Here is an 18,718-nt window from a genome sequence, read left to right as displayed (position 1 = left end):
CAGCCATGGTTCGTGTCACCATCGTCGGCGGCGGCTACGGCGGCATTACCGTCGCCAAGGCCCTCGACCCCATTGCCGAGGTCACGCTCGTCGAGCAGAAGGACATGTTCGTCAACCACGCCGGGGCCCTGCGCGCCGCCGTCGACCGCGACTTCGCCGAGCGCATCTTCATCCCCTACGACAACCTCCTGGCCCGTGGCCGGGTGGTCCACGGCACCGTCCTGGGCGTCGAGGGGACCAGTGTCCAGGTCCCCGGCGTCGGCCGCCTGGAGGCCGACCAGCTCGTCCTGGCCACGGGCACCGCCTACCCCTTCCCGGCCAAGCACCTGGAGTCCTCGGCCGTGATCGCCAAGGCCCGTATTGAGCGCGCCCACGCCAACCTGGAGCACGCCGGGCGCGTCCTCATTGTGGGGGCCGGTGCCGTGGGCATTGAGCTCGCCGGGGAGATCACCTCCGCCTTCCCCCGTACCGAGGTGATCCTCCTGGAGGCCTGTGAGCGCATCCTGCCCACCGGGGACTACGCCCCCGAGCTGCGTGGCGCGATCGAGGCCCAGCTGGCCGAGCGCGGGGTGCAGGTCATAACCGGCGACCACCTGGCCTACCTGCCCCCGGTGGACGTGGGCGTCCTGTCGCCCTTCAGGGTCGCCACCGCCTCCGGGCGCCGTCTGGAGGCCGACGTGTGGTTCCGGGCCTACGGCTCGGCCGCGGCCACCGGCTACCTCGGTGAGGGCTACGACGAGATCCGCCACTACGACGGCACCATCCGCGTGGACGACCACCTGCGCGTGGTGGACCACCCCGGCGTCTGGGCCGTCGGCGACATTACGGACGTACGCGAGTCCAAGCGGGCCGACGCCGCCCGCGCCCACGCCGAGGTGGTGGCGGCCAATATCGCCCAGGTCGTCTCCGGGGCCGAGCCCACCCACACCTACGCCCCCCGGCCCGAGCTGGTCGTCCTGCCCCTGGGCCCCGACGGCGGCGCCTCCCAGGTGCTGCGCGACGGCGTGCGCGTGGTGGTGGGCGCCGAGGAGACGACCCGTCTCAAGGGCCAGGACCTCTACCTGGGCTTCGTCAGGGAGCAGCTGGGGGCCGACAGGGTCTGAGGGCAGCCCGGGCACGTCCGTGTGTGCGGCAGGCAGCCCCGCCCCGTGTCCCGGGGGCCCCGGCGGGCTGGCCGGTCCCGGGTGCGTGGCAGGTCACCAAAACCGGTAGGCTGTTACCCATGACGAACGACCCGCGGTCCGCGCTCAACCGACTCATTGCCGCCCTTGAGGCGCACCTGGACGCGGCCGTGACCGGGGACGACCGCTCCCCGGCCGTGGTCGCGGCTGAGAGCGCCCTCCAGGACGCCTTTATCGCCTACGACGACGTCCTGTTCACCGCCTATGGTATCGAGCTTCCTTTCGACACCTTTGACGCTGATGAGGAGGACGACGACTACGACGACGATGACGACGACTATGACGAGGACGACGACTACGACGACGAGGACGAGGACGACGGGGACTACGAGGAGGACGACGACTACGACGACGAGGATGATGGCGCCGAGGACGACGCCTCCCGTCGCTGAGGGCCGGGCCCCAGGGCACTGCCGGTCCGCTCGCGGCGCGGCTGAGGCCCGCCCGCAGGTAGCCGCCCCCTCGGCGTACGCCACCACGGGTGGCGGGGCCTTGGCGCCCGACCGCCCCCCGGTGCGCCGCGCCTGACGTCGCGTCTCGGGCGCTGTCCCGCGGCCCCTCAGAGCGGCCCCTCAGAACCGCTCCGGGTAGCCCAGGGTCGGGGCGGTGATCTCGTTGAGGGCGTGACGGATCTGGACCGGCAGGGTGAGGTCCTCGACCGCCAGGGCGCCACGCAGCTGGGCGGGGGTGCGGGCCCCCAAGATGGTGGCCGACACCCCGGGGGCGTCACGTGCCCACGCCAGGGCCACCTCCACCGGCTTACGGTCCAGGCCCGCGGCCGCCGTCGCCACCGCCTCCACCACGCCCCGGGAGTCCTCGCCCAGGTAGGCGGAGACGTAGGAGCGCAGGTGGGGGGAGGCCGCACGGGAGTCCGGAGGGGTGGAGGCCCGGTACTTTCCGGTGAGCACCCCGCGCCCCAACGGCGCGTAGCCGATCACCCCGAAGCCCAGGGTCTGGGCGGCCGGTACGAGCTCGCGCTCAATACCCCGGGTCAGCAGGGAGTGCTCGACCTCGACGGCGGCCATCCCCGGCCCCTGGAGTCCGTCCCGGAGCAGGTCGAAGGCGTGGACGCTGGCCCAGGTCGGGTGGTTGGACAGACCCACGTAGCGGGTCCGCCCGGAGGACACGGCCAGGCACAGGGCGTGGACGGTCTCCTCCAGGGGGGTCGTGCGGTCGGGCACCTGGACCAGCCAGAGATCCAGGTGGTCCGTGCCCAGGCGGCTCAGGCTCGCGTCCAGCGTGTCCAGCAGGGTGCCTCGGGAGGCGTCCGCGGCACTGGCCCGGGCCCCGGTGCGCCAGGTACGGATACCGGCCTTGGAGATCAGGACCACGTCCTGGCGCTCCACGTGCTCGCGCAGGAGGGTCCCGATAGTGGTCTCCGACAGGCCCTCGCCGTAGGAGGCGGCCGTGTCCAGCAGGGTCCCCCCGGCGTCCAGGAAGACGTCGAGCTGGTCGGCAGCCTCCTGCTCGTCGGTGTCCCGCCCCCAGGTCATGGTCCCCAGCCCTACGGCGGACACCCGCAGCCCCGTGTGCCCAAGTCTCCTGTGCTCCATGATCCCACCGTAGAGGCTGGTCGCGGGCGTCGGGGCGCACCACGCGGGAGGCCGGCGCCGGCGCGGGCCCCGGGCCGGGGGACTGCCCCGCGCCGTGGTCGGTCTCAGGCGTGCGCGGTCAGCAGGCGGGCGACGCCGTCGGCCGGGATCCGTGGTGGGGTGCCGCCAAAGAGCGGGCAGTGGGCCTGGAAGGCGCACCAGCCGCACAGGGGAGTGCGCCTGGGACGAAAGTCACCGGTGGATGCGCAGCGGGCGATCTCCGCCCACAGGCGCTCGACCCTCTCCTCGGTGGCCTGGAGCTCGCCCAGGCAGGGGTCGTGGGTCAGGGTGCGTCCGTCCCGGAGGTAGAGCAGCTGGAGGCGGGCTGGGGCGCGGCCACGCAGGCGCCACAGGACCAGCCCGTAGAAGCGCATCTGGAACAGCGCCTCGTCCTGGAATCGCGGGGAGGGGGACTTGCCGGTCTTGTAGTCCACCACCCGCATGGCCCCGTCGGGGGCCACGTCCAGGCGGTCCACGAAGCCGCGCAGCAGGAGCCCGCTGCTGGTCTCGGTCTGGACGAGGAGCTCACGCTCGGCGGGGGCGAGCCGCCGGGGGTTCTCCATGCGGAAGTAGGTGCCAATGAGGGTACGGGCCTCCTCCAGCCAGGTCTCGACCTGCCCGGGATCCTTGAAGAGGCCCATGACCTCGGGGTTCTTGGCCTGGTGGGTATCCCACTGGCCGGGCAGCAGGTCCAGGGCGGCCTGGGGGCAGCGCTGCTCCGGGGGGAGGTCGTAGAGGCGTTCCAGGACGGCGTGGACCAGGGTGCCCTTGTGGGTGGCCAGGGAGCCGGGCTCGCTCAGGCCGTCCACGGTGCGCAGGCGGAAGAGCAGCGGGCACTGCATAAAGTCCTTGGCGCGCGAGGGGGACAGGGCGGAACGGCGCGGGTCCCTGCGCCGGTGGACCCCGCCGGGGCCCGTGGGGCGCGGGCGGTGGGTCGTCTCACCAGATGGCCCGGTGGTGCCGAGGGGTGCCGCAGGGGTGGCGGGCGGTCTGCCGGGTGCCCCGGACCCGCCCCGGGCGTCCAGGTGGGGCGCGACGGCGGGTCGGCCACCGCCAGGGACGGAGCCGGTGGCGGCCTGCGGGGCGGGCGGGCGAGGCTGAGGATCCATGCCCGGACGCTATCGCGTGGCACCGACACGTGTGGTGAGGTGGTCTTGGACGCCGTTGTCAGAGGCGCCACCATGATCTGGGAAACGCGCGGCCTTTTACCGTCCCGGTCGGGACCGCCCGTGCCCGGCGGGGCGGCCTGGCGTTGAGCGCGAGCACGGGGCTGGAACTCCCGGACCGCTCATGCCCGGCGGGGCGGCCTGGACCCGCCCGCACCCGCTGCGCGGGCACGGACTTCTGACCTACTAGGCTCGGGCCCATGTCTTCTGTCTCCCCTGCGCGCAGCAGCGGCTGGGTCCTGGGGCGGATCGGCGGCACCCCTATCGTCGTGGCACCCACCTCAGCACTCCTGGGCCTCGTGCTCGCCGGGACCTGGTACCCGGTGGTCGACAGCGTCCTGGGTGACCTCGGTATCGCCACCGTCCTGGGCGTCGTCCTGGCGACGGTGGTCGGCGTCGCCCTGTCCGTGCTCCTCCACGAGCTCGCCCACGGCCTGACCGGGACGCTGCTGGGGCGCCGTCCCACACGCTACGAGCTCTACCTGTGGGGCGGCCGGACCAGTTTCGGTGCCGTGGGGCACTGGGCACCGTGGAAGGAGATCCTGACCACGCTGGCCGGGCCGGCCACCAACGCCCTGCTCTGGCTAATGCTGGACCGGGTGTTCCTGCACCCCGTCGGTGCGGTCGGCTCCGAGACCCTCTTCGTGGTCGCCCTGGCCCTGGCCTGGGTGAACCTGGCCCTGGCCGTCTTCAATGTCCTCCCCGCGCTCCCGCTCGACGGGGGGCACGCTCTTGCTGCCCTGGTCGCCCAGGTCACCGGACGGACGGCCCTGGGGCAGAAGGTCGCTGCCTGGGGAGGCGTCCTGGTCAGCGTGGGCGTCATCTGGTACTGGATCCTGGAGCCCCTGCTCCTCAGAGGTGCCCGGCCCCAGGCCCTCAACCTCATGATCGTCGTCCTGGTCCTGTGGTCCATCCTGGGCTCCAGCTGGCGGGTGCTGGGCCTGGGGAGCGGCGCCCGGGCGGCAGCCAGGCTGGACCTGCGCCGCCTGTGCCGTCCCGTGGCGGTGGTCGCGGCCTCGGCCCCGGTAGCGGAGGTACGCCAGTGCCTCGCCTCGGGCATGGCGGTGGTCGTGGTGGTTGAGTCAGGACGCCTGCTGGGCACCATTGACGCCGCGGGCCTGGCGGAGACGGGGCTGGAGGATCCGGCCGGGGGAGGGGAGGCCCTGGCCTCCCAGATCTGCCGGGTGCTGCCCGCCGCGGCGGTGACGACGTCACTGGGCGGGGCCCAGGCCGCCCAGGCCCTCAGGGCGGCGCGCGCCGTCTCCCGCTGGCTGCTCCTGGTGGAGAACGGCAACCTGTGCGGGGCTGTCCCCACCGGGGCCCGCTGAGCTGGTGGCCCACCGCCCCGCTCGTGGTGGCCGCTCGCTGACGCCTCAGTCGGGGGTGCGTGACCCCGTCTCCAGGATCTACGTCTGCCCACGGCCATGCGGACAGGTGGCCTCAGCACACGAACCCTGGCTCCCTGCTCATCGCTGCCCGGAACCAGATTGTAGTGACCAGAACCACATGCAGGGTCTTAGGAAGGTTGCTCGTAATCCGCGCCCGAGAAGAGCGCTTGCATTGTGGCGAGGGTGCGTGTACACTTGTCTGGCAGCGAGGTCGCTAATGCGGGCTCGCAGTTTGTTAAGTGTTGTTTGCGCCCTTTCTATGGGCATGTTTTCCGTCGCGTGTCGGCGGCTAACTGGTAATTAGGAAGGATCTTAAGATGACGACAGTCACTCGTCGAGTCAAGGAGGTCAAGCAGCCTCGCGGGGGGTACGTTAACCCGCGTACCATGGAGGTAACCTCCTTCGACGACGGCCAGCCCTCGCCACTTGATCACAGGGTTGAGAACATCCACTCTTCCCTGGTGGGGATGGCGGTAGACTACCTGTCGCGCCTGGCCAACGGCTCGGAGCCGCGTGACGTCTTCAGGGTTCCGCTTCTAGGGGCTATTAACGTGGGTGCGGAGGCGTTCGCACAGGCCGGGCGCAAGGTGGATGGCTTTGTCGCTGGCAAGGTGAACGCTTGGGCGGTAGCGTCAGCCTGCTGGCTCTCAGGGTTCGACGTCGCCTATCGGGTCGGGCCGATGTGGTACAGGCCGGACGCTGTTACGACGCCGGACAAGGTGACAACTGACCACATCCTGACCATGGTCGAGCGCTCTACCACCTTCTTCCGTCAGTACGGTCCGGTCGTCGCTGACGGGTTCACGTTCCCGGGAGGCTATACGGACCTGGTGACGGCCGGTGATGGGGACTTCCTCACAAGCGACACTATCTGGGACTTCAAGGTATCGGTCAAGGGGCCCACCAAGGACCATACGCTCCAGCTGCTCATGTACTGGCTCATGGGACTGCACTCGGGTGCCCCGGAGTTTGCGAGGGTTAAGAATCTGGGTGTCTTCAACCCCCGTTTGAACGCTGCGTACCGTATTGCGGTGTCTGAGATTCATGACGACGTGGTTCGTGAGGTTGAGAAAGACGTGATCGGGTACTAGATCAGGTTCCCCGGCGCCTGCGGCATCCCCTCACGGGTGCCGTCCATCTCCACCAGCGAGTCGGTCTCGGTGGGCTCCGGGGCCTCGTTGGTAGCCGCCACGGGACCGTTGGCCACCGAGCTCGGCGTCGTCACTGGCGTCCAGGGACCCAATACGCGCGGCGGGTACGTAGGCACCGGTGCCGGGTGCCTGCTGGTGGTGCGGAGGCTGTGTCGCACATTCATCCTAGGGTCCCGGCAGGGCCGGTGACGATCCAACCTCTGGAAATGTTGCAACCACGCGGTTCCCAGGAGCAGGTCGGGGAGTGTCCCGCGCCGTTCTGGTCCCCCTGGCGTGGACGGGATAGGGCCTGTTTGCGGGGGTCGGGGCTCCTGGTCGCGCGGGTGAGGGTGGTGTGGCCTGGGACCCCACCGGTGAGAGGAAGGGGCGTGGCCGTCCGCGCGGGTGAGGGTGGTGTGGGGGGACGTTTTGTGCGGGGCGGGACATTTTGTGCACAGGGTGACGTTTTGCGCAGAAGGTAACGAATCCAGGTCGTTTTCTGCGCAATCGGTTACCTTGTGCACAAAATGTTTCCCTAGACGCCCCGCCGGTCCTCTTTGCCGGGAGGGCCGTCTCTGGCCTGGTCTCACGAGGTGGCCTCCTGTGGCGTGATCAGGGTTAGAGGTCTGGTGGGTGGGGTCGGAGGTGGGGTATCGGGGTCGGTCTCATCGGGGTGCCTGCTGGTCGTGTCGTCCTGTAGGGGTCGGGGCGCAGGGTGTTTGCTTCCGGGTTCAGGCGGTGTGCAGGTCGTGTGGGGGCGGGGGTGGTCGCCGTCGGGCGGGAGGTCGTGGTGCCTGCTGGTGGCGTGGGGTCGTGTTGCACATTCATCCCGGGGTCCTGGTGGGGTCAGTGGCGTGGTTCCAACGGTTTCCCGCCCCGGGGGGCGTCCGGGGACAGGATGAATGTGCAACTCGGGCGCCGTTGCACATTCATCCTGTTTCCGGGCCCTGGTTTGCCGGGTAGATCCGCGTGGCCCCGCCGTTTACTGATCGCGGTTTGTAAAAAGAATGTGCAACTCCGGCTGACGACCCGCCACCGGCCTCCACACTCCGGCACACGCACGACCAGAACAAGTCCACAACCAGATCCTGCCCGTGCTGTAGATCAGGTTCCCCGGCACCTGCGGCATCCCCTCACGGGTGCCGTCCGCCTCCGCCGGTGAGCCGGTCTCGGTGAGCCCCGGGGCCTCGTTGGTAGCCACCACGGGACCCTTGGCCACCGAGCTCGACGTCGTCACTGGCGTCCATGGACCCAATACGCGCGGCGGGTATGTAGGCGGTGCGCCCGGGGGCTGTACCCGGTACGCGCGGTGGGCGAACGGAGTAGGGAGTCCAGGCCCTCCATGACCTGCCAGGGGCCCGGTACGCGCGGCGGACACCGCTCCCACCCAGGCGACACGGTGGCGCTCACCGTCCGTAGCCGGTACGCGCGGCGGGCGCACCGCGGTCCCGCCTAGACTGCCGGTGATGAGCCAGACCAGCACCAGCGCTCCCTCCGCCCCATCCGATACCGCCCCCGAGCTCCCGCCCCGCCACCTCAGCCAGGCGGTCCTGGGGCAGGCGGGCCGGCGCGGCCCCCTGCGCTACGGCGAGCGCGTCCAGGTCACCGACACCAAGGGCCGTAAGAACACCTTCGTCCTGGACCCCCGTGGCTACTTCCAGTCCCAGCGCGGCAGCTTCTACCACCGTGACGTCGTCGGCCTGGAGGAGGGCACGGTGCTGACCACCGACACCGGTCACGAGCTGCTCCTGCTGCGCCCCCTCCTGGCCGACTACGTCCTGTCCATGCCGCGAGGCGCCCAGGTGGTCTACGCCAAGGACGCCGGGCAGGTGGTCGCCATGGGTGACATCTTCCCCGGCGCCCGCGTCCTGGAGGCCGGGGTCGGCTCCGGGGCCCTGACCATGAGCCTGCTGGGCGCCGTCGGGCCACAGGGCCACCTGGTCTCCGTGGAGCGCCGTGAGGACTTCGCCGCCATTGCCGCCTCCAACGTGGACGCCTGGTTCGGGGGCCACCACCCCGCCTGGGATCTGCGCACCGGGGAGTTCGCGCTGGTGGCCGCCCGCATGGAGCCCGGCAGCATCGACCGGGTGGTCCTGGACATGCTCGCCCCCTGGGAGAACGTGCCCGCCTCCGCACGCGCCCTGGCCCCCGGGGGCGTGTTCCTGGCCTACGTGGCCACCGTCACCCAGCTCTCGCGCACCGTCGAGGCGCTGCGGCACAGCGGCCTGTTCACCGAGCCCGAGTCCTGGGAGTCCCTGGTGCGCACCTGGAACGTCGACGGCCTGGCCGTGCGCCCCGACCACCGCATGGTCGCCCACACCGGCTTCCTGGTCACCGCCCGCCGCCTGGCCGCCGGGTCCGGTCCCCTGACCCGTAGGCGCCCACCGGCCCGCGGCGCCTACGACGAGGCCGGCTACTGGGAGCCCCAGGACGTGGGGGAGCGCACCGCCACCGACAGGAAGGTCCGCCGTGTCCTGCGCGACTGCCGTGCCAGGCAGCCCGAGGACGCCACCCCCGTCCTGCCCGGCCTGCCTCCCCAGGGCGCTGAGGGGAACGTACCGGGCGCCGCGGAGAGCGTGCCGGGGCCAGCCCTGGGGCCGGCCCCGGAGGCGGCTGGAGGGGGCGCCGCCGGGGCGGGGACCCCACCCGGCCAGCCGGGCGGGCAGCCTATCGGTGGTACCGGTGACTGAGCCCCGGGGCCCCCACGGGCAGGGCCCCCACGGGCCGCTCACCCCCGCTCCCGGCGCCGCGGGACCGCCAGGGGCCGGGCAGGCCGACGCCTCCGCGGGGCCCCCGCCCGCACCCAGGACGCCCTCGCCGAGCTTTGCCAGCCACCAGCTGCGTGAGGCCCGGGCGCAGGCCGTGAGCCTGGCCGCCAAGAACGAGCGCCTCGCGGCCGCCCTGGCCACCGCCCGCGAGCGCCTGGCCGAGCTCGGGGCCCAGCTCGACGCCGTCACCTTCCCCCCGGTCACCCTGGGCCTGCTCACGGACGTCCCCGTAGCCCGTCGCAGCGGCCGGGAGGACTCCCAGGCCCGCCATGCCGGGGCCTCCCACGAGGTCGAGGTCCACCTCGGCGGCCGGACCATGCTCCTGGGCCTCCACCCGCGCCTGCACCCGGCCCTGGAGTCCGGGGGGCTGCGCGTGGGCCAGCAGGTGGCCGTCAACGACCAGATGCTCGTCGTGGACGTCCTGCCTGAGCCCGTGACCGGTGAGGCCGTCACCCTCGACGAGCGCCTGGACGCGCGCCACGTCCTGGTGACCACCGGTGGGGGAGCCACCCGCGTGCTGCGTCTGGCCGACGGCCTCGTGGACGCCCGCGCGGGCCAGGGCGGCGTGGTGGCCCCGGATGCGGAAGGCGCGGCTGCGGAGGGCGGTGCGGTGGCCCCAGCTGCCCCCGGCGTGGACCCCCTGGCCCCGGGCACCACCCTGACCGCCGACCTGCGGGCCGGGGTCGCCACCGGGGCGGTGGCGCGCACCAGCGTGGAGCAGCTCGTCGTCGCCGAGGCCCCTGACGTCTCCTGGGAGGACATCGGCGGCCTGGCCCCCCAGATCCGGGCCGTCCGTGACGCCCTGGAGCTGCCCTTCGCCCACCCCGGGCTCTACCGCTCCTACGGCCTGTCCGCCCCCAGGGGCCTGCTCCTGTACGGCCCGCCCGGCACCGGCAAGACCCTCATCGCCAAGGCCGTGGCCACCTCCCTGGCGCGCTCACTGGGTCGGGGGGCGCCGTCGGCCGCCTTCCTCAATATCAAGGGGCCTGAGCTGCTCAGCAAGTTCGTGGGGGAGACCGAGCGCCAGATCCGGGCCATCTTCACCCAGGCCCGCAGGGTCAGTGCCGAGGACCGTCCTGTCGTGGTCTTCTTCGACGAGATGGAGGCCCTGTTCCGTACCCGCGGCAGCGGCGTGTCCAGTGACGTGGAGACCACGGTCGTCCCCCAGGTGCTGGCCGAGATCGACGGCGTGGAGTCCCTGCGCAACGTGGTGGTCATTGGCGCCTCCAACCGTGAGGACATGATCGACCCCGCCGTCCTGCGCCCCGGCCGCCTGGACGTGCGGATCTACGTCGGCCGGCCCGACGCCGAGGCGGCCCTGGACATCCTGGCCAGGCACCTGACGGCCGACCTCCCCCTGGACCCGGCTGAGCTCGCCGCGGCCGACGGCGACCGGCAGGCCGCCGCGCAGGCCATGCGCACGGCCGTCGTGGCCGCCCTGTACGCCCGTACCCCGGACACGGCGGTCCTGGAGGCCAGCGACGCCGCCGGGGGCACGCAGGTCCTGCACCTGGCCGACATCGCCAGCGGCGCCATGCTGGCCGCCGTGGTGGCGCGGGCCAAGACCCTGGCCATCAAGGACGAGCTGGCCGGGGGGCCGGGGGGTCTGTCCACGCCCCGCCTGCTGGAGGCGCTCAGGCAGGAGACGGCCATGAGCGAGGAGCTCACCGGGGCCACGACGCCGGAGGGCTGGGCGCGTGTGGTCGGCCGCCGCGGCGCCCCGGTGAGCTCCGTACGCCGCCTGCGCCCCCGCCCCACGGGGGCCGCGGGTCCCGGCGTGCCCGCGCACCCGGCCCGGTGCGCGCCGTCAGCCGTCCCGGACCCCGTCCCTACGACGACAGGAGGCACCCCATGAGCCGTCCGCCCCAGGGGGTCCCCGGGCCCCGGGAGGCCGTCACCCGTCCCGTGGGGCTGGAGACCGAGTACGGGATCACCCAGCCCGGGAACGCCTACGCCAACTCCGTGGTCCTGGCCAGCCAGCTGGTCCGCGCCTACGCCCTCCGCTCCCGCCCCGGCCTGCCCGGGGCGCGTCCGGTGGCCTGGGACTACGAGGGGGAGGACCCTCTGGCCGACCAGCGTGGCGGACGGCTCGACCGTGCCAGCGCCCACCCCAGCCTCCTGACCGACGACCCCGACGTACCCGCGCCGGCCGGGGACGCCCCGCACGTCCCCGCCACCGGGGGCACCGGCCGGGGGGACCGCCCGGTCGGCACACCGGCGCACGCCCGGCAGGCCGGGGCGGAGCTGCCGGGCGCGCCGTGGGGGACCCGCCCCCGGCCCGGCGCCGCCGAGGCCGCCCTGCCGCGTGCCACCGCCGTGGTCCTGACCAGCGGGGCGCGCCTGTACGTGGACCACGCCCACCCCGAGTACTCCTCCCCGGAGGTCCTGACCCCCCGTGACGCCCTGGTCTGGGACCGTGCCGGGGAGGAGGTCGCCCGCCGGGCCATGACGGCCCTGGCCCGTGACGGCGGCCCGGAGGTGGTCCTGTACAAGAACAACGTGGACGGTAAGGGGGCGGCCTACGGTTCCCACGAGAACTACCTCCTGGAGCGCGCCGTCCCCTTCGCCCGCGTGGCCGCGGCCCTCGTCCCCTTCCTGGTGACCCGCCCCGTCATGGTGGGGGCCGGGCGCGTGGGGGTCGGGCAGCGCTCCGAGCGCCCCGGCTTCCAGGTCAGCCAGCGGGCCGACTACGTCGGCTGCGAGATCGGGCTGCAGACCACCTTCAACCGGCCCATTGTCAACACCCGTGACGAGCCCCACGCCGATGCCGCCCGGTTCCGGCGCCTCCACGTCATCAACGGTGACGCCAACCGCTTTGACGTGCCCATCTACCTCAAGGTCGCCTCCACGAGCCTGCTCCTGTGGTACCTGGAGCGGGCGCAGGCCCGCGGCGAGGGCCTGGGGGACCTGGCGGGGCTGCGCCTGAGAGGGGACCCGGTCGAGGAGCACTGGGCGGCGTCCCGCGACACCACCCTGACCTACTCCCTGGCCACCGCCCGCGGCCCCATGACCGCCCTGGACGTCCAACGGGCCTACCTGGAGGCCGTCACCGGCGCCCTGGAGGCCGACCACGGCGGTACCCGGGCTGACCAGGTCGGGCCCGAGACCGCCCGGGCCCTGGATGTGTGGGGCGAGGTCCTGGACGTCCTGGACGCCGTGGCCGCCGAGGGGGTGCGCGGGCAGGCGGGGGCCGCCGCCGCGCCCCTGGTGGAGTGGGTGGCCAAGATGCGCCTGTGCGAGGGCCTGCGCGCGCGCTCCGGCACCAGCTGGGAGGACCCGCGCCTGGCCGCCCTGGACATCCAGTGGGCGGACCTGCGTCGTGCCGGCGTGGTGGACCGGCTGGACGCCGCCGGGCACGTCCGGCGCCTGGCCGCCCCCCAGGAGGTCGCGGCCGCGGCCGACACGCCTCCCCGGGGCACGCGCGCCGTCGTGCGCGGACGCGCCGTGGCCACCGACCCGCGCGTCGTGGCCGCCTCCTGGACCGGTCTCGTGCTGGACGTGCCCGGGGTCGCCGACCTCCTGCGCGTCCCCCTGCCCGGTGGTGTCGCGCTCACCTCGGGGGAGGCCGAGCGGATCGCCGCTACGATTGGGGCCCTGGGCCCCCAGGGGGGACACTAGCGCCAGGCCCGGCGGGGGCAGCCCGACCGCCGGGGAGCGGCCCCCAGGCCCTGAGACGAGGAGACGACCATGGCCACCACCCAGCAGCAGGTCCAGCCCGTGCCCGGCCCGGAGGAGGGCCCGCAGGCGGGTGGCGCCGCCCAGACCCAGGTCAGCGGCGTGGACGACGTCCTTGACGAGATCGACGCCGTCCTGGAGGCCAATGCGGCCGCCTTCGTCCAGGGCTTCGTCCAGAAGGGCGGCCAGTGAGCACCGACACCGCGCAGCCGGCCGGCACCCCTCGGCCTGCCGGTACCGGCCCGCGCCCCAGCGCCCGACGCATTGTCGGCATTGAGACCGAGTACGGCATCACCTGCGCCTCCACCACCGGAGGGCCCCCGCCCCTGGACGCCGACCACGCGGCCCGGGAGCTGTTCGAGCCCCTCATCCAGGCGGGGCGCTCCTCCAACGTCTTCACCCCCGGTGGGGCCCGCCTCTACCTGGACGTCGGCAGCCACCCCGAGTTCGCCACCGCCGAGTGCGACCGTCTGGAGGACGTCCTGGCCCAGGACCGGGCCGGGGAGATCACCATGGCGGACCTGGCCGGGCAGGCCAACGCCCGCTTGGCCGCCGCCGGGGTCCCGGGTCGCATACACCTGTTCAAGAACAACCTCGACGCCCGGGGCGCGGGGTTCGGGTGCCACGAGAACTACCTGGTCCGGCGTCGGGGCGACTTCTGGAACGACGCCCGCACCCTGGTGCCCCACCTGGTCACCCGCCAGATCCTGGTGGGCTCCGGGCACGTCGTGCCCGCTGGCCCCCGCTATCGGCCCCGCTACGTCTTCTCCCAGCGCGCCGACCAGATGCACGACGCCGTCTCCAGCGCCACCACCCGCTCCCGGCCCCTGATCAACACCCGTGACGAGCCCCACGCCGACGCCGAGCGCTACCGCCGTATGCACGTCATCGTGGGGGACTCCAACATCGCCCAGGGCGCCACGCTGCTCAAGGTCGCCGCCATGGACCTGCTCCTGGACTACCTGGAGGAGGGCGGGGACCTGGGGGACCTGGCCCTGGCCGAGCCCATGCGCGCCATCCGCGAGACCTGCCACGACCTGAGCGGCACCGTGGCCCTGGAACGCGCCGACGGCCGGACCATCACCCCCGTCGACCTCCAGGGCGAGCACCTGGAGCGGGTGCGCGCCCACGCCGCCAACCTGGATCTCACCGCCCTGCAGCGCGCCGCCCTGGACCTGTGGGAGCGGGGCCTGGAGGCCCTGCGCGCCGGGGACGTGGGCGCCGTGGCCACCGAGCTGGACTGGGCCGCCAAGTACCGGCTCCTGGAGCGCTACGCCGAGCGGGCCGGGGCGGAGCTGGACGACCCCCGTCTGGCCCGCCTGGCCCTGGCCTACCACGACGTCTCGGCCGACGGGCTGCGGGCCCGGCTGGAGGCGGGCGGCCTGCTGCGCCGCTACGTCCCCGAGGAGGCTGCCCGCCGGGCCGTGACCACCCCGCCGGCCACCACCCGGGCCCACCTGCGCGGCCGGGTGGTGGCCCGGGCCCGTGAGCTGCGCCGTGACCTGAGCGTGGACTGGGTCAACCTCAGGCTCGACGACGGGCGCACCCCCGCCATCGCCCTGCGTGACCCCTTTGCGAGCCACGACGAGCGGGTGGACTCCCTTATCGCGGCCATGGACGAGGCTGGTAGCCTCCCGGCAGGTCTGTGAGGGAGGATGATGGACAAGCGCACCAGCGGCACGCCGCAGGACGGCGGGACCGGTGACGACCTCCTGCCCTGGCTCCCCCTGTCCCGCCAGCAGGACCGGGGCCAGGACCAGGGGCACCGGCCCCCCCAGGGTGGGGCCGTAGGGCCCCGCCTCCCGGCCCCCTCCTGGCCCTCCCTGAGCGGCTCCGCCCCCGCCGCCCCCGCCGGCCCCGCCGGCCCGGGCGCGCCGCCCCCTCCCGGGCGCGCCCCGGCAGGGCCCCGGTCCGCCGGCGCACCGCCCACAGGCTCCCGGACGGCGCGTCCCCACCAGGAGGCCAGCCCGACCGCCCACGCCTCCTCCTCCCGGGCGCGCCCCGGCAGGGCCCAGACCCCACCCGGCGGCGCGCGCCGCACCACAGCACCCCCTAGCAGCCCACGAGCCGGCCTGCCCAGCGTGACCGACGCCGACCCGAGCACCATCTGGGCCGCCGGCACCTACAGGGCCGGCAGCCGCAGCACCCGCGTCAGCAGCACAGAGCCCACGACCGGCACCCACCGCACCGCGCCCCCGGCCCGCCCCGGCAGGGCCCAGACCCCGCCGACCGGGACCCCCGGCACACCTGGTGGCACCGGCCCGCGCCGCACCGCCCCGGCCGCTCGCACCGGGCGGGCTGACACCTCCACGACCGACACCCGCAACACCGCTAATACCCAGACCTCACCGACAGGTATTCAAAGAATCGTCAGGGCTGATACACCACGCACCGGTACGCACCATACCGGAAAGGCAAGTACGCCGCGATCTGGTACTCAACGTACTACGAGGGCTGACACCCCGACCGGTACGCACCGCGCTGCGGGCCCTGCTACCCGCCCTGCCAGGGCCGAGACCTCACCGACCGGTATCCGGCGTACCGCGGGCCCCGCCACCCGCAGGAGCGGAGGGGTGGCGCCCGGGCGCCCGGGCGTCGGTACGGGCGGCACCCGGCGTGGTGCCGGGGCGCCCGTGACGGCCTCGCCCGCCGGCAGGACCCCCGCCAGGCCGTCCGCGGCCCGCTCCGGCTCCGAGCCCCCGACGGCGACCGGGGCGCAGCGCGCGATCGGGGCCACCCTGGGTCGTCCCCGGCCCCGGGGCCGGGTGGCCTGGGCCCTGGCCGTCGTCGTCGTCCTGGCGATCGTCGTGGTCCCGGTCTACCTGAGCCGTACGCTGACCGGCGGCCCGGCGCCGGGGGCCACCAACCTGTCCGCCCCGACGGCCACCGTACCGGCCGACGCCCCCCTCCAGGACGTCCTGGAGGTAGCCGGTCGGCTCGGCTCGACGCCCATTATCTCCCTCAAGGGGCAGCTGGAGCCCGCCGGGGGCGTCGTCACCGACAGGCTCATTACCGGCCAGGGCCGTACCGTCAACGCCGGGGACGCCGTCCTGCTGTCGGTGTCCACCTTCTCGGGCCGCGACGGCGCCAACACCACCGGGACCAGGTCAGGCCACCGCCTGCACGCCGGGCGCGTGGAGCCCACCACCCTCGGGGAGGTCCTCAGCGGTGCCGTCACCGGGCAGACCGAGGGCTCCCGGATCGTCGTACGGGCCCCGGTCAGCGGCAGCGATGGGCTCACCGAGGAGGTCACGGTGGTCGACGTCCTGCCGACCACCGCCACCGGCCAGGAGCTGGACGCCCCGGTGGGCACGCCGTCGGCCACCCTGGGCCAGGACGGCTGCATGGCGGTCTCGGCGGCGGGGCTGCCCACCCCCACCCGCTCCAGCGCCACCGTGGTCGTCCAGGGGGACGGCCCCCAGGTCACCGCCTCGGACACCATCGTGGCCCGCTACACCACCGTCGGCTGGGCGGACGACTCCGTCCTGTCCTCGACCTACGGCACCACCACCGTCCCGGGCACCATCAACATGGCCTCCACCATGGCGGGGATCGCCCAGCACCTGCTGGACATCCCGGTCGGCAGCCGCGTCATCCTCTCGCTGCCGGCCGACCAGGCCCGGGGCGACCAGCCCGTGGCGGTGGTCATCGACGTCCTGGCCGTCGCCGAGGGCGGCGAGGGCGCCACGGGCACCCCCCGGGGCTCCGCCACTCCCAGCGCCCCCGCTGAGGGGGCCACCCCCTCCACCCCTCCCACCCGCTGAGACCGGCAGGAGACCACCGATGAGCGTCGCGATCCGCATTATCCCCTGCCTGGACGTCAAGGACGGCCGGGTGGTCAAGGGCGTCAACTTCGCCGGCCTGCGTGACGCCGGGGACCCCGTCGAGCTCGCCCGCCGCTACGACGCCCAGGGCGCGGACGAGATCACCTTCCTGGACGTGTCCGCCTCGGCCGAGGGGCGGGCCACCATGGTGGACGTGGTCTCCGCCGCCGCCGACCAGGTCTTCGTGCCCCTGACCGTGGGCGGCGGCGTGCGCACCGTCCAGGACGTGGCCCGTCTCCTGGCCGCCGGGGCGGACAAGGTCGGGGTCAACACCGCCGCCGTCGCCCGCCCCGAGCTCCTGGGCGAGGTCGCCGACCGCTTCGGCAACCAGGTCATCGTCCTGTCGGTGGACGCCCGCCGCTGCCCACCCGGGGTGAGCACGCCGTCAGGCTACGAGGTCACCACCCACGGCGGGCGGCGCTCCACCGGGATCGACGCCGTCAGCTGGGCGGTGCGGGCCGTGGAGCTGGGGGCCGGCGAGATCCTGCTCAACTCCATGGACGCCGACGGGGTCACACGCGGCTTCGACCTGGAGATGCTCGACGCCGTGCGCCGCGCCGTGAGCGTGCCCCTCATCGCCTCCGGCGGGGCGGGACGCCCCGAGGACTTCGTGTCCGCCGCCGACCACGGGGCCGACGCCCTCCTGGCCGCCAGCGTCTTCCACTACGGGACCATGACGGTCGGGCGGGCCAAGGAGGCGCTGCGCGCCGCCGGGCACCCCGTACGCTGAGGCGGGGCCAGCACGCCGCGGTCACCGGGCGGGGTGGCCCGTGAGAGGATCCCGTACGTGACCGAACCCGTCCTGCCCGCCTCCCTGGCGGCCCGTCTCAAACGGGACGCTTCCGGCCTGGTGTGCGCCGTCGTCCAGCAGTTCGACACCCGCGAGGTCCTCATGGTCGGGTGGATGGATGACGAGGCCCTGCGTCGCACCCTGACCCAGGGGAGGGTGACCTTCTGGTCCCGCTCCCGGGGGGAGTACTGGCGCAAGGGGGACACCTCCGGCCACCACCAGTACGTGAGGTCCGTGTCCCTGGACTGCGACGGCGACGCCCTCCTGGTCCAGGTCGACCAGGTCGGGGCCGCCTGCCACACGGGGACGCGCAGCTGCTTCCAGGCCGGCGGGGACCTGGGGGCCGTCGTCGGCTCCCGCCCCTGACCGGGGCCCGCCCGCGTGCTACCCCCCGCGCGCTGGCCCTGGGCGTCACCGGATGCCAGGGCCAGGCCGTTGCCGGCTACCGTCGGCGGGCACCTCACCGGACTCCGGGGCCCGGCACGACAGGGCGCACCACCACGTCCGGCCCGTAGCGCGGGTCCCGCCGCCAGGCCGACGCCACGCGGCGCTCCTGCGCCTCCCAGGCCGCCACGTCCCAGGTGTAGGGGTCCCGGGAGCGCAGGCGCCGGTGGCGCACGGCGTCCTCGGCCTCCACCAGGACCCGGATGACCTGGGCTCCCGCCAGCGGCTGCGCGCCGGCCGCCAGGGCGCCGCAGCCCTCCACCACGGCCGCCCCCGCCCTGCCCAGCGTGAGCCGTCGGGCCCCGCCGGGCTCCATACGCCCCCAGTCCCAGCTCCTCACGGTGGCGCGTCCCTGCCCGGCCAGCTCCCGCAGGGCCGCCGCGCACCGGCCCACCCCCTCCTCCAGGGCCTGCCAGCCGGGGACCAGCTCCTCCACCGCCAGGGACAGGCAGCCGGGCAGGCCCGCCCCCAGGTGCCCGGCCAGGGTCGACTTCCCCGAGCCGGTGAGCCCGTCGATAAGGACCAGGACACGGCGACCAGCGGACGTGTGCTCCGTCACGCGGGCGGTGAGGAGGGGCACGGCCGCGTCAGGGGTCACCGGCGACGGGCTCACCCGGACAGCCTAGCGCCCGCCCCTGCCTCCTCACCCAGGGCACCGCCCCGGGGCGCCCCGGGCGGGCTGGGAGGCCCGTCGGGCCGGACAGCCTGCCGGGGCGGTGCCCTGGGCGGACAGCCCGCTGGGCCGGACAGTCCGCCGGGG

General features: G+C 73.9%; 16 protein-coding genes. 12 read left to right on the top strand and 4 right to left on the bottom strand.

Going from position 1 to position 18,718, the window contains the following annotated elements:
• Positions 1–5 precede the first annotated feature (5 nt).
• Together JJJ15_RS01260 and JJJ15_RS01255 are read left to right on the top strand one after the other, a co-directional pair.
• The gene (locus JJJ15_RS01260; RefSeq protein ID WP_200511171.1) at positions 6–1,103 is read left to right on the top strand and encodes an FAD-dependent oxidoreductase; all 1,098 of its coding nucleotides are present in this window, start codon (positions 6–8) and stop codon (positions 1,101–1,103) included.
• Positions 1,104–1,222: 119 nt separating this feature from the next.
• Positions 1,223–1,573, top strand: coding sequence for a DNA primase (locus JJJ15_RS01255; RefSeq protein WP_200511170.1), 351 nt, complete (start codon positions 1,223–1,225; stop codon positions 1,571–1,573).
• Between the two features lie 180 nt (positions 1,574–1,753).
• Here JJJ15_RS01255 and JJJ15_RS01250 read toward each other — a convergent pair whose 3' ends face one another.
• Complete coding sequence (locus tag JJJ15_RS01250; protein WP_200511169.1) at positions 1,754–2,734, bottom strand: aldo/keto reductase; 981 nt, start codon at positions 2,732–2,734, stop codon at positions 1,754–1,756.
• 104 nt (positions 2,735–2,838) lie between these two features.
• Positions 2,839–3,882, bottom strand: a complete 1,044-nt coding sequence (locus tag JJJ15_RS01245) for a PD-(D/E)XK nuclease family protein (RefSeq protein WP_200511168.1) — start codon at positions 3,880–3,882, stop codon at positions 2,839–2,841.
• A 257-nt stretch (positions 3,883–4,139) separates the two neighbouring features.
• Between JJJ15_RS01245 and JJJ15_RS01240 the strand changes: the two genes are divergently transcribed.
• The gene (locus JJJ15_RS01240; protein ID WP_200511167.1) at positions 4,140–5,267 is read left to right on the top strand and encodes a site-2 protease family protein; all 1,128 of its coding nucleotides are present in this window, start codon (positions 4,140–4,142) and stop codon (positions 5,265–5,267) included.
• 377 nt (positions 5,268–5,644) lie between these two features.
• Complete coding sequence (locus JJJ15_RS01235; RefSeq protein WP_200511166.1) at positions 5,645–6,418, top strand: hypothetical protein; 774 nt, start codon at positions 5,645–5,647, stop codon at positions 6,416–6,418.
• Here the strand turns inward: JJJ15_RS01235 and JJJ15_RS01230 are convergent.
• The gene (locus JJJ15_RS01230; protein WP_200511165.1) at positions 6,415–6,552 is read right to left on the bottom strand and encodes a hypothetical protein; all 138 of its coding nucleotides are present in this window, start codon (positions 6,550–6,552) and stop codon (positions 6,415–6,417) included. The genes JJJ15_RS01235 and JJJ15_RS01230 overlap by 4 nt on opposite strands.
• A 1,371-nt stretch (positions 6,553–7,923) precedes the next feature.
• On the opposite strand from JJJ15_RS01230, the gene JJJ15_RS01225 reads away from it, so the two are divergent.
• The 8 genes from JJJ15_RS01225 (at position 7,924) to hisI (ending at position 17,880) form a co-directional block, all read left to right on the top strand.
• Entirely contained in the window at positions 7,924–9,147 is a 1,224-nt protein-coding gene (locus tag JJJ15_RS01225) for a tRNA (adenine-N1)-methyltransferase (protein ID WP_200511164.1), read from the top strand.
• Positions 9,148–9,295: 148 nt separating this feature from the next.
• On the top strand, positions 9,296–11,080 hold the full coding sequence (arc, locus tag JJJ15_RS01220; protein WP_246742212.1) for a proteasome ATPase: 1,785 nt from the start codon (positions 9,296–9,298) through the stop codon (positions 11,078–11,080).
• The gene (locus JJJ15_RS01215) at positions 11,077–12,843 is read left to right on the top strand and encodes a proteasome accessory factor PafA2 family protein (protein WP_106109175.1); all 1,767 of its coding nucleotides are present in this window, start codon (positions 11,077–11,079) and stop codon (positions 12,841–12,843) included. Before arc ends, JJJ15_RS01215 begins: the two co-directional genes overlap by 4 nt.
• 69 nt (positions 12,844–12,912) lie before the next feature.
• Positions 12,913–13,092 carry a ubiquitin-like protein Pup gene (locus tag JJJ15_RS01210; RefSeq protein ID WP_106109174.1) on the top strand — a complete coding sequence of 60 codons (180 nt, stop codon included), beginning with the start codon at positions 12,913–12,915 and terminating at the stop codon, positions 13,090–13,092.
• 71 nt (positions 13,093–13,163) lie between these two features.
• Positions 13,164–14,549, top strand: a complete 1,386-nt coding sequence (gene pafA / locus JJJ15_RS01205) for a Pup--protein ligase (protein WP_246742211.1) — start codon at positions 13,164–13,166, stop codon at positions 14,547–14,549.
• Positions 14,550–14,558: 9 nt separating this feature from the next.
• On the top strand, positions 14,559–16,664 hold the full coding sequence (locus JJJ15_RS01200) for a hypothetical protein (protein ID WP_200511161.1): 2,106 nt from the start codon (positions 14,559–14,561) through the stop codon (positions 16,662–16,664).
• A gap of 19 nt (positions 16,665–16,683) precedes the next feature.
• Positions 16,684–17,454 (top strand): imidazole glycerol phosphate synthase subunit HisF, encoded by a 771-nt coding sequence (hisF, locus tag JJJ15_RS01195; RefSeq protein ID WP_200511160.1) that lies wholly within the window; start codon positions 16,684–16,686, stop codon positions 17,452–17,454.
• A 57-nt stretch (positions 17,455–17,511) separates the two neighbouring features.
• A complete protein-coding gene (hisI, locus tag JJJ15_RS01190; protein ID WP_106109170.1) occupies positions 17,512–17,880 on the top strand; it encodes a phosphoribosyl-AMP cyclohydrolase in 369 nt (122 codons plus the stop codon).
• A gap of 94 nt (positions 17,881–17,974) precedes the next feature.
• Here the strand turns inward: hisI and JJJ15_RS01185 are convergent, their stop codons facing one another.
• Positions 17,975–18,571, bottom strand: a complete 597-nt coding sequence (locus tag JJJ15_RS01185) for a hypothetical protein (RefSeq protein WP_200511159.1) — start codon at positions 18,569–18,571, stop codon at positions 17,975–17,977.
• Between the last annotated feature and the right edge of the window lie 147 nt (positions 18,572–18,718).

It is taken from the genome of Actinomyces sp. HMT897 (genome assembly GCF_016626125.1).
In the GTDB taxonomy this organism is placed as follows: Bacteria; Actinomycetota; Actinomycetes; order Actinomycetales; family Actinomycetaceae; genus Actinomyces.
This window is presented reverse-complemented; position numbering and strand designations above follow the sequence as displayed.

Coding starts and splice junctions, on each gene's coding strand:
- JJJ15_RS01235 (WP_200511166.1), top strand. CDS start 5,645: ATGACGACAGTCACTCGTCGAGTCAAGGAGGTCAAGCAGCCTCGCGGG.
- JJJ15_RS01215 (WP_106109175.1), top strand. CDS start 11,077: ATGAGCCGTCCGCCCCAGGGGGTCCCCGGGCCCCGGGAGGCCGTCACC.
- JJJ15_RS01200 (WP_200511161.1), top strand. CDS start 14,559: ATGGACAAGCGCACCAGCGGCACGCCGCAGGACGGCGGGACCGGTGAC.
- JJJ15_RS01260 (WP_200511171.1), top strand. CDS start 6: ATGGTTCGTGTCACCATCGTCGGCGGCGGCTACGGCGGCATTACCGTC.
- JJJ15_RS01255 (WP_200511170.1), top strand. CDS start 1,223: ATGACGAACGACCCGCGGTCCGCGCTCAACCGACTCATTGCCGCCCTT.
- JJJ15_RS01250 (WP_200511169.1), bottom strand. CDS start 2,734: ATGGAGCACAGGAGACTTGGGCACACGGGGCTGCGGGTGTCCGCCGTA.
- hisF (WP_200511160.1), top strand. CDS start 16,684: ATGAGCGTCGCGATCCGCATTATCCCCTGCCTGGACGTCAAGGACGGC.
- JJJ15_RS01210 (WP_106109174.1), top strand. CDS start 12,913: ATGGCCACCACCCAGCAGCAGGTCCAGCCCGTGCCCGGCCCGGAGGAG.
- JJJ15_RS01225 (WP_200511164.1), top strand. CDS start 7,924: ATGAGCCAGACCAGCACCAGCGCTCCCTCCGCCCCATCCGATACCGCC.
- JJJ15_RS01245 (WP_200511168.1), bottom strand. CDS start 3,882: ATGGATCCTCAGCCTCGCCCGCCCGCCCCGCAGGCCGCCACCGGCTCC.
- JJJ15_RS01240 (WP_200511167.1), top strand. CDS start 4,140: ATGTCTTCTGTCTCCCCTGCGCGCAGCAGCGGCTGGGTCCTGGGGCGG.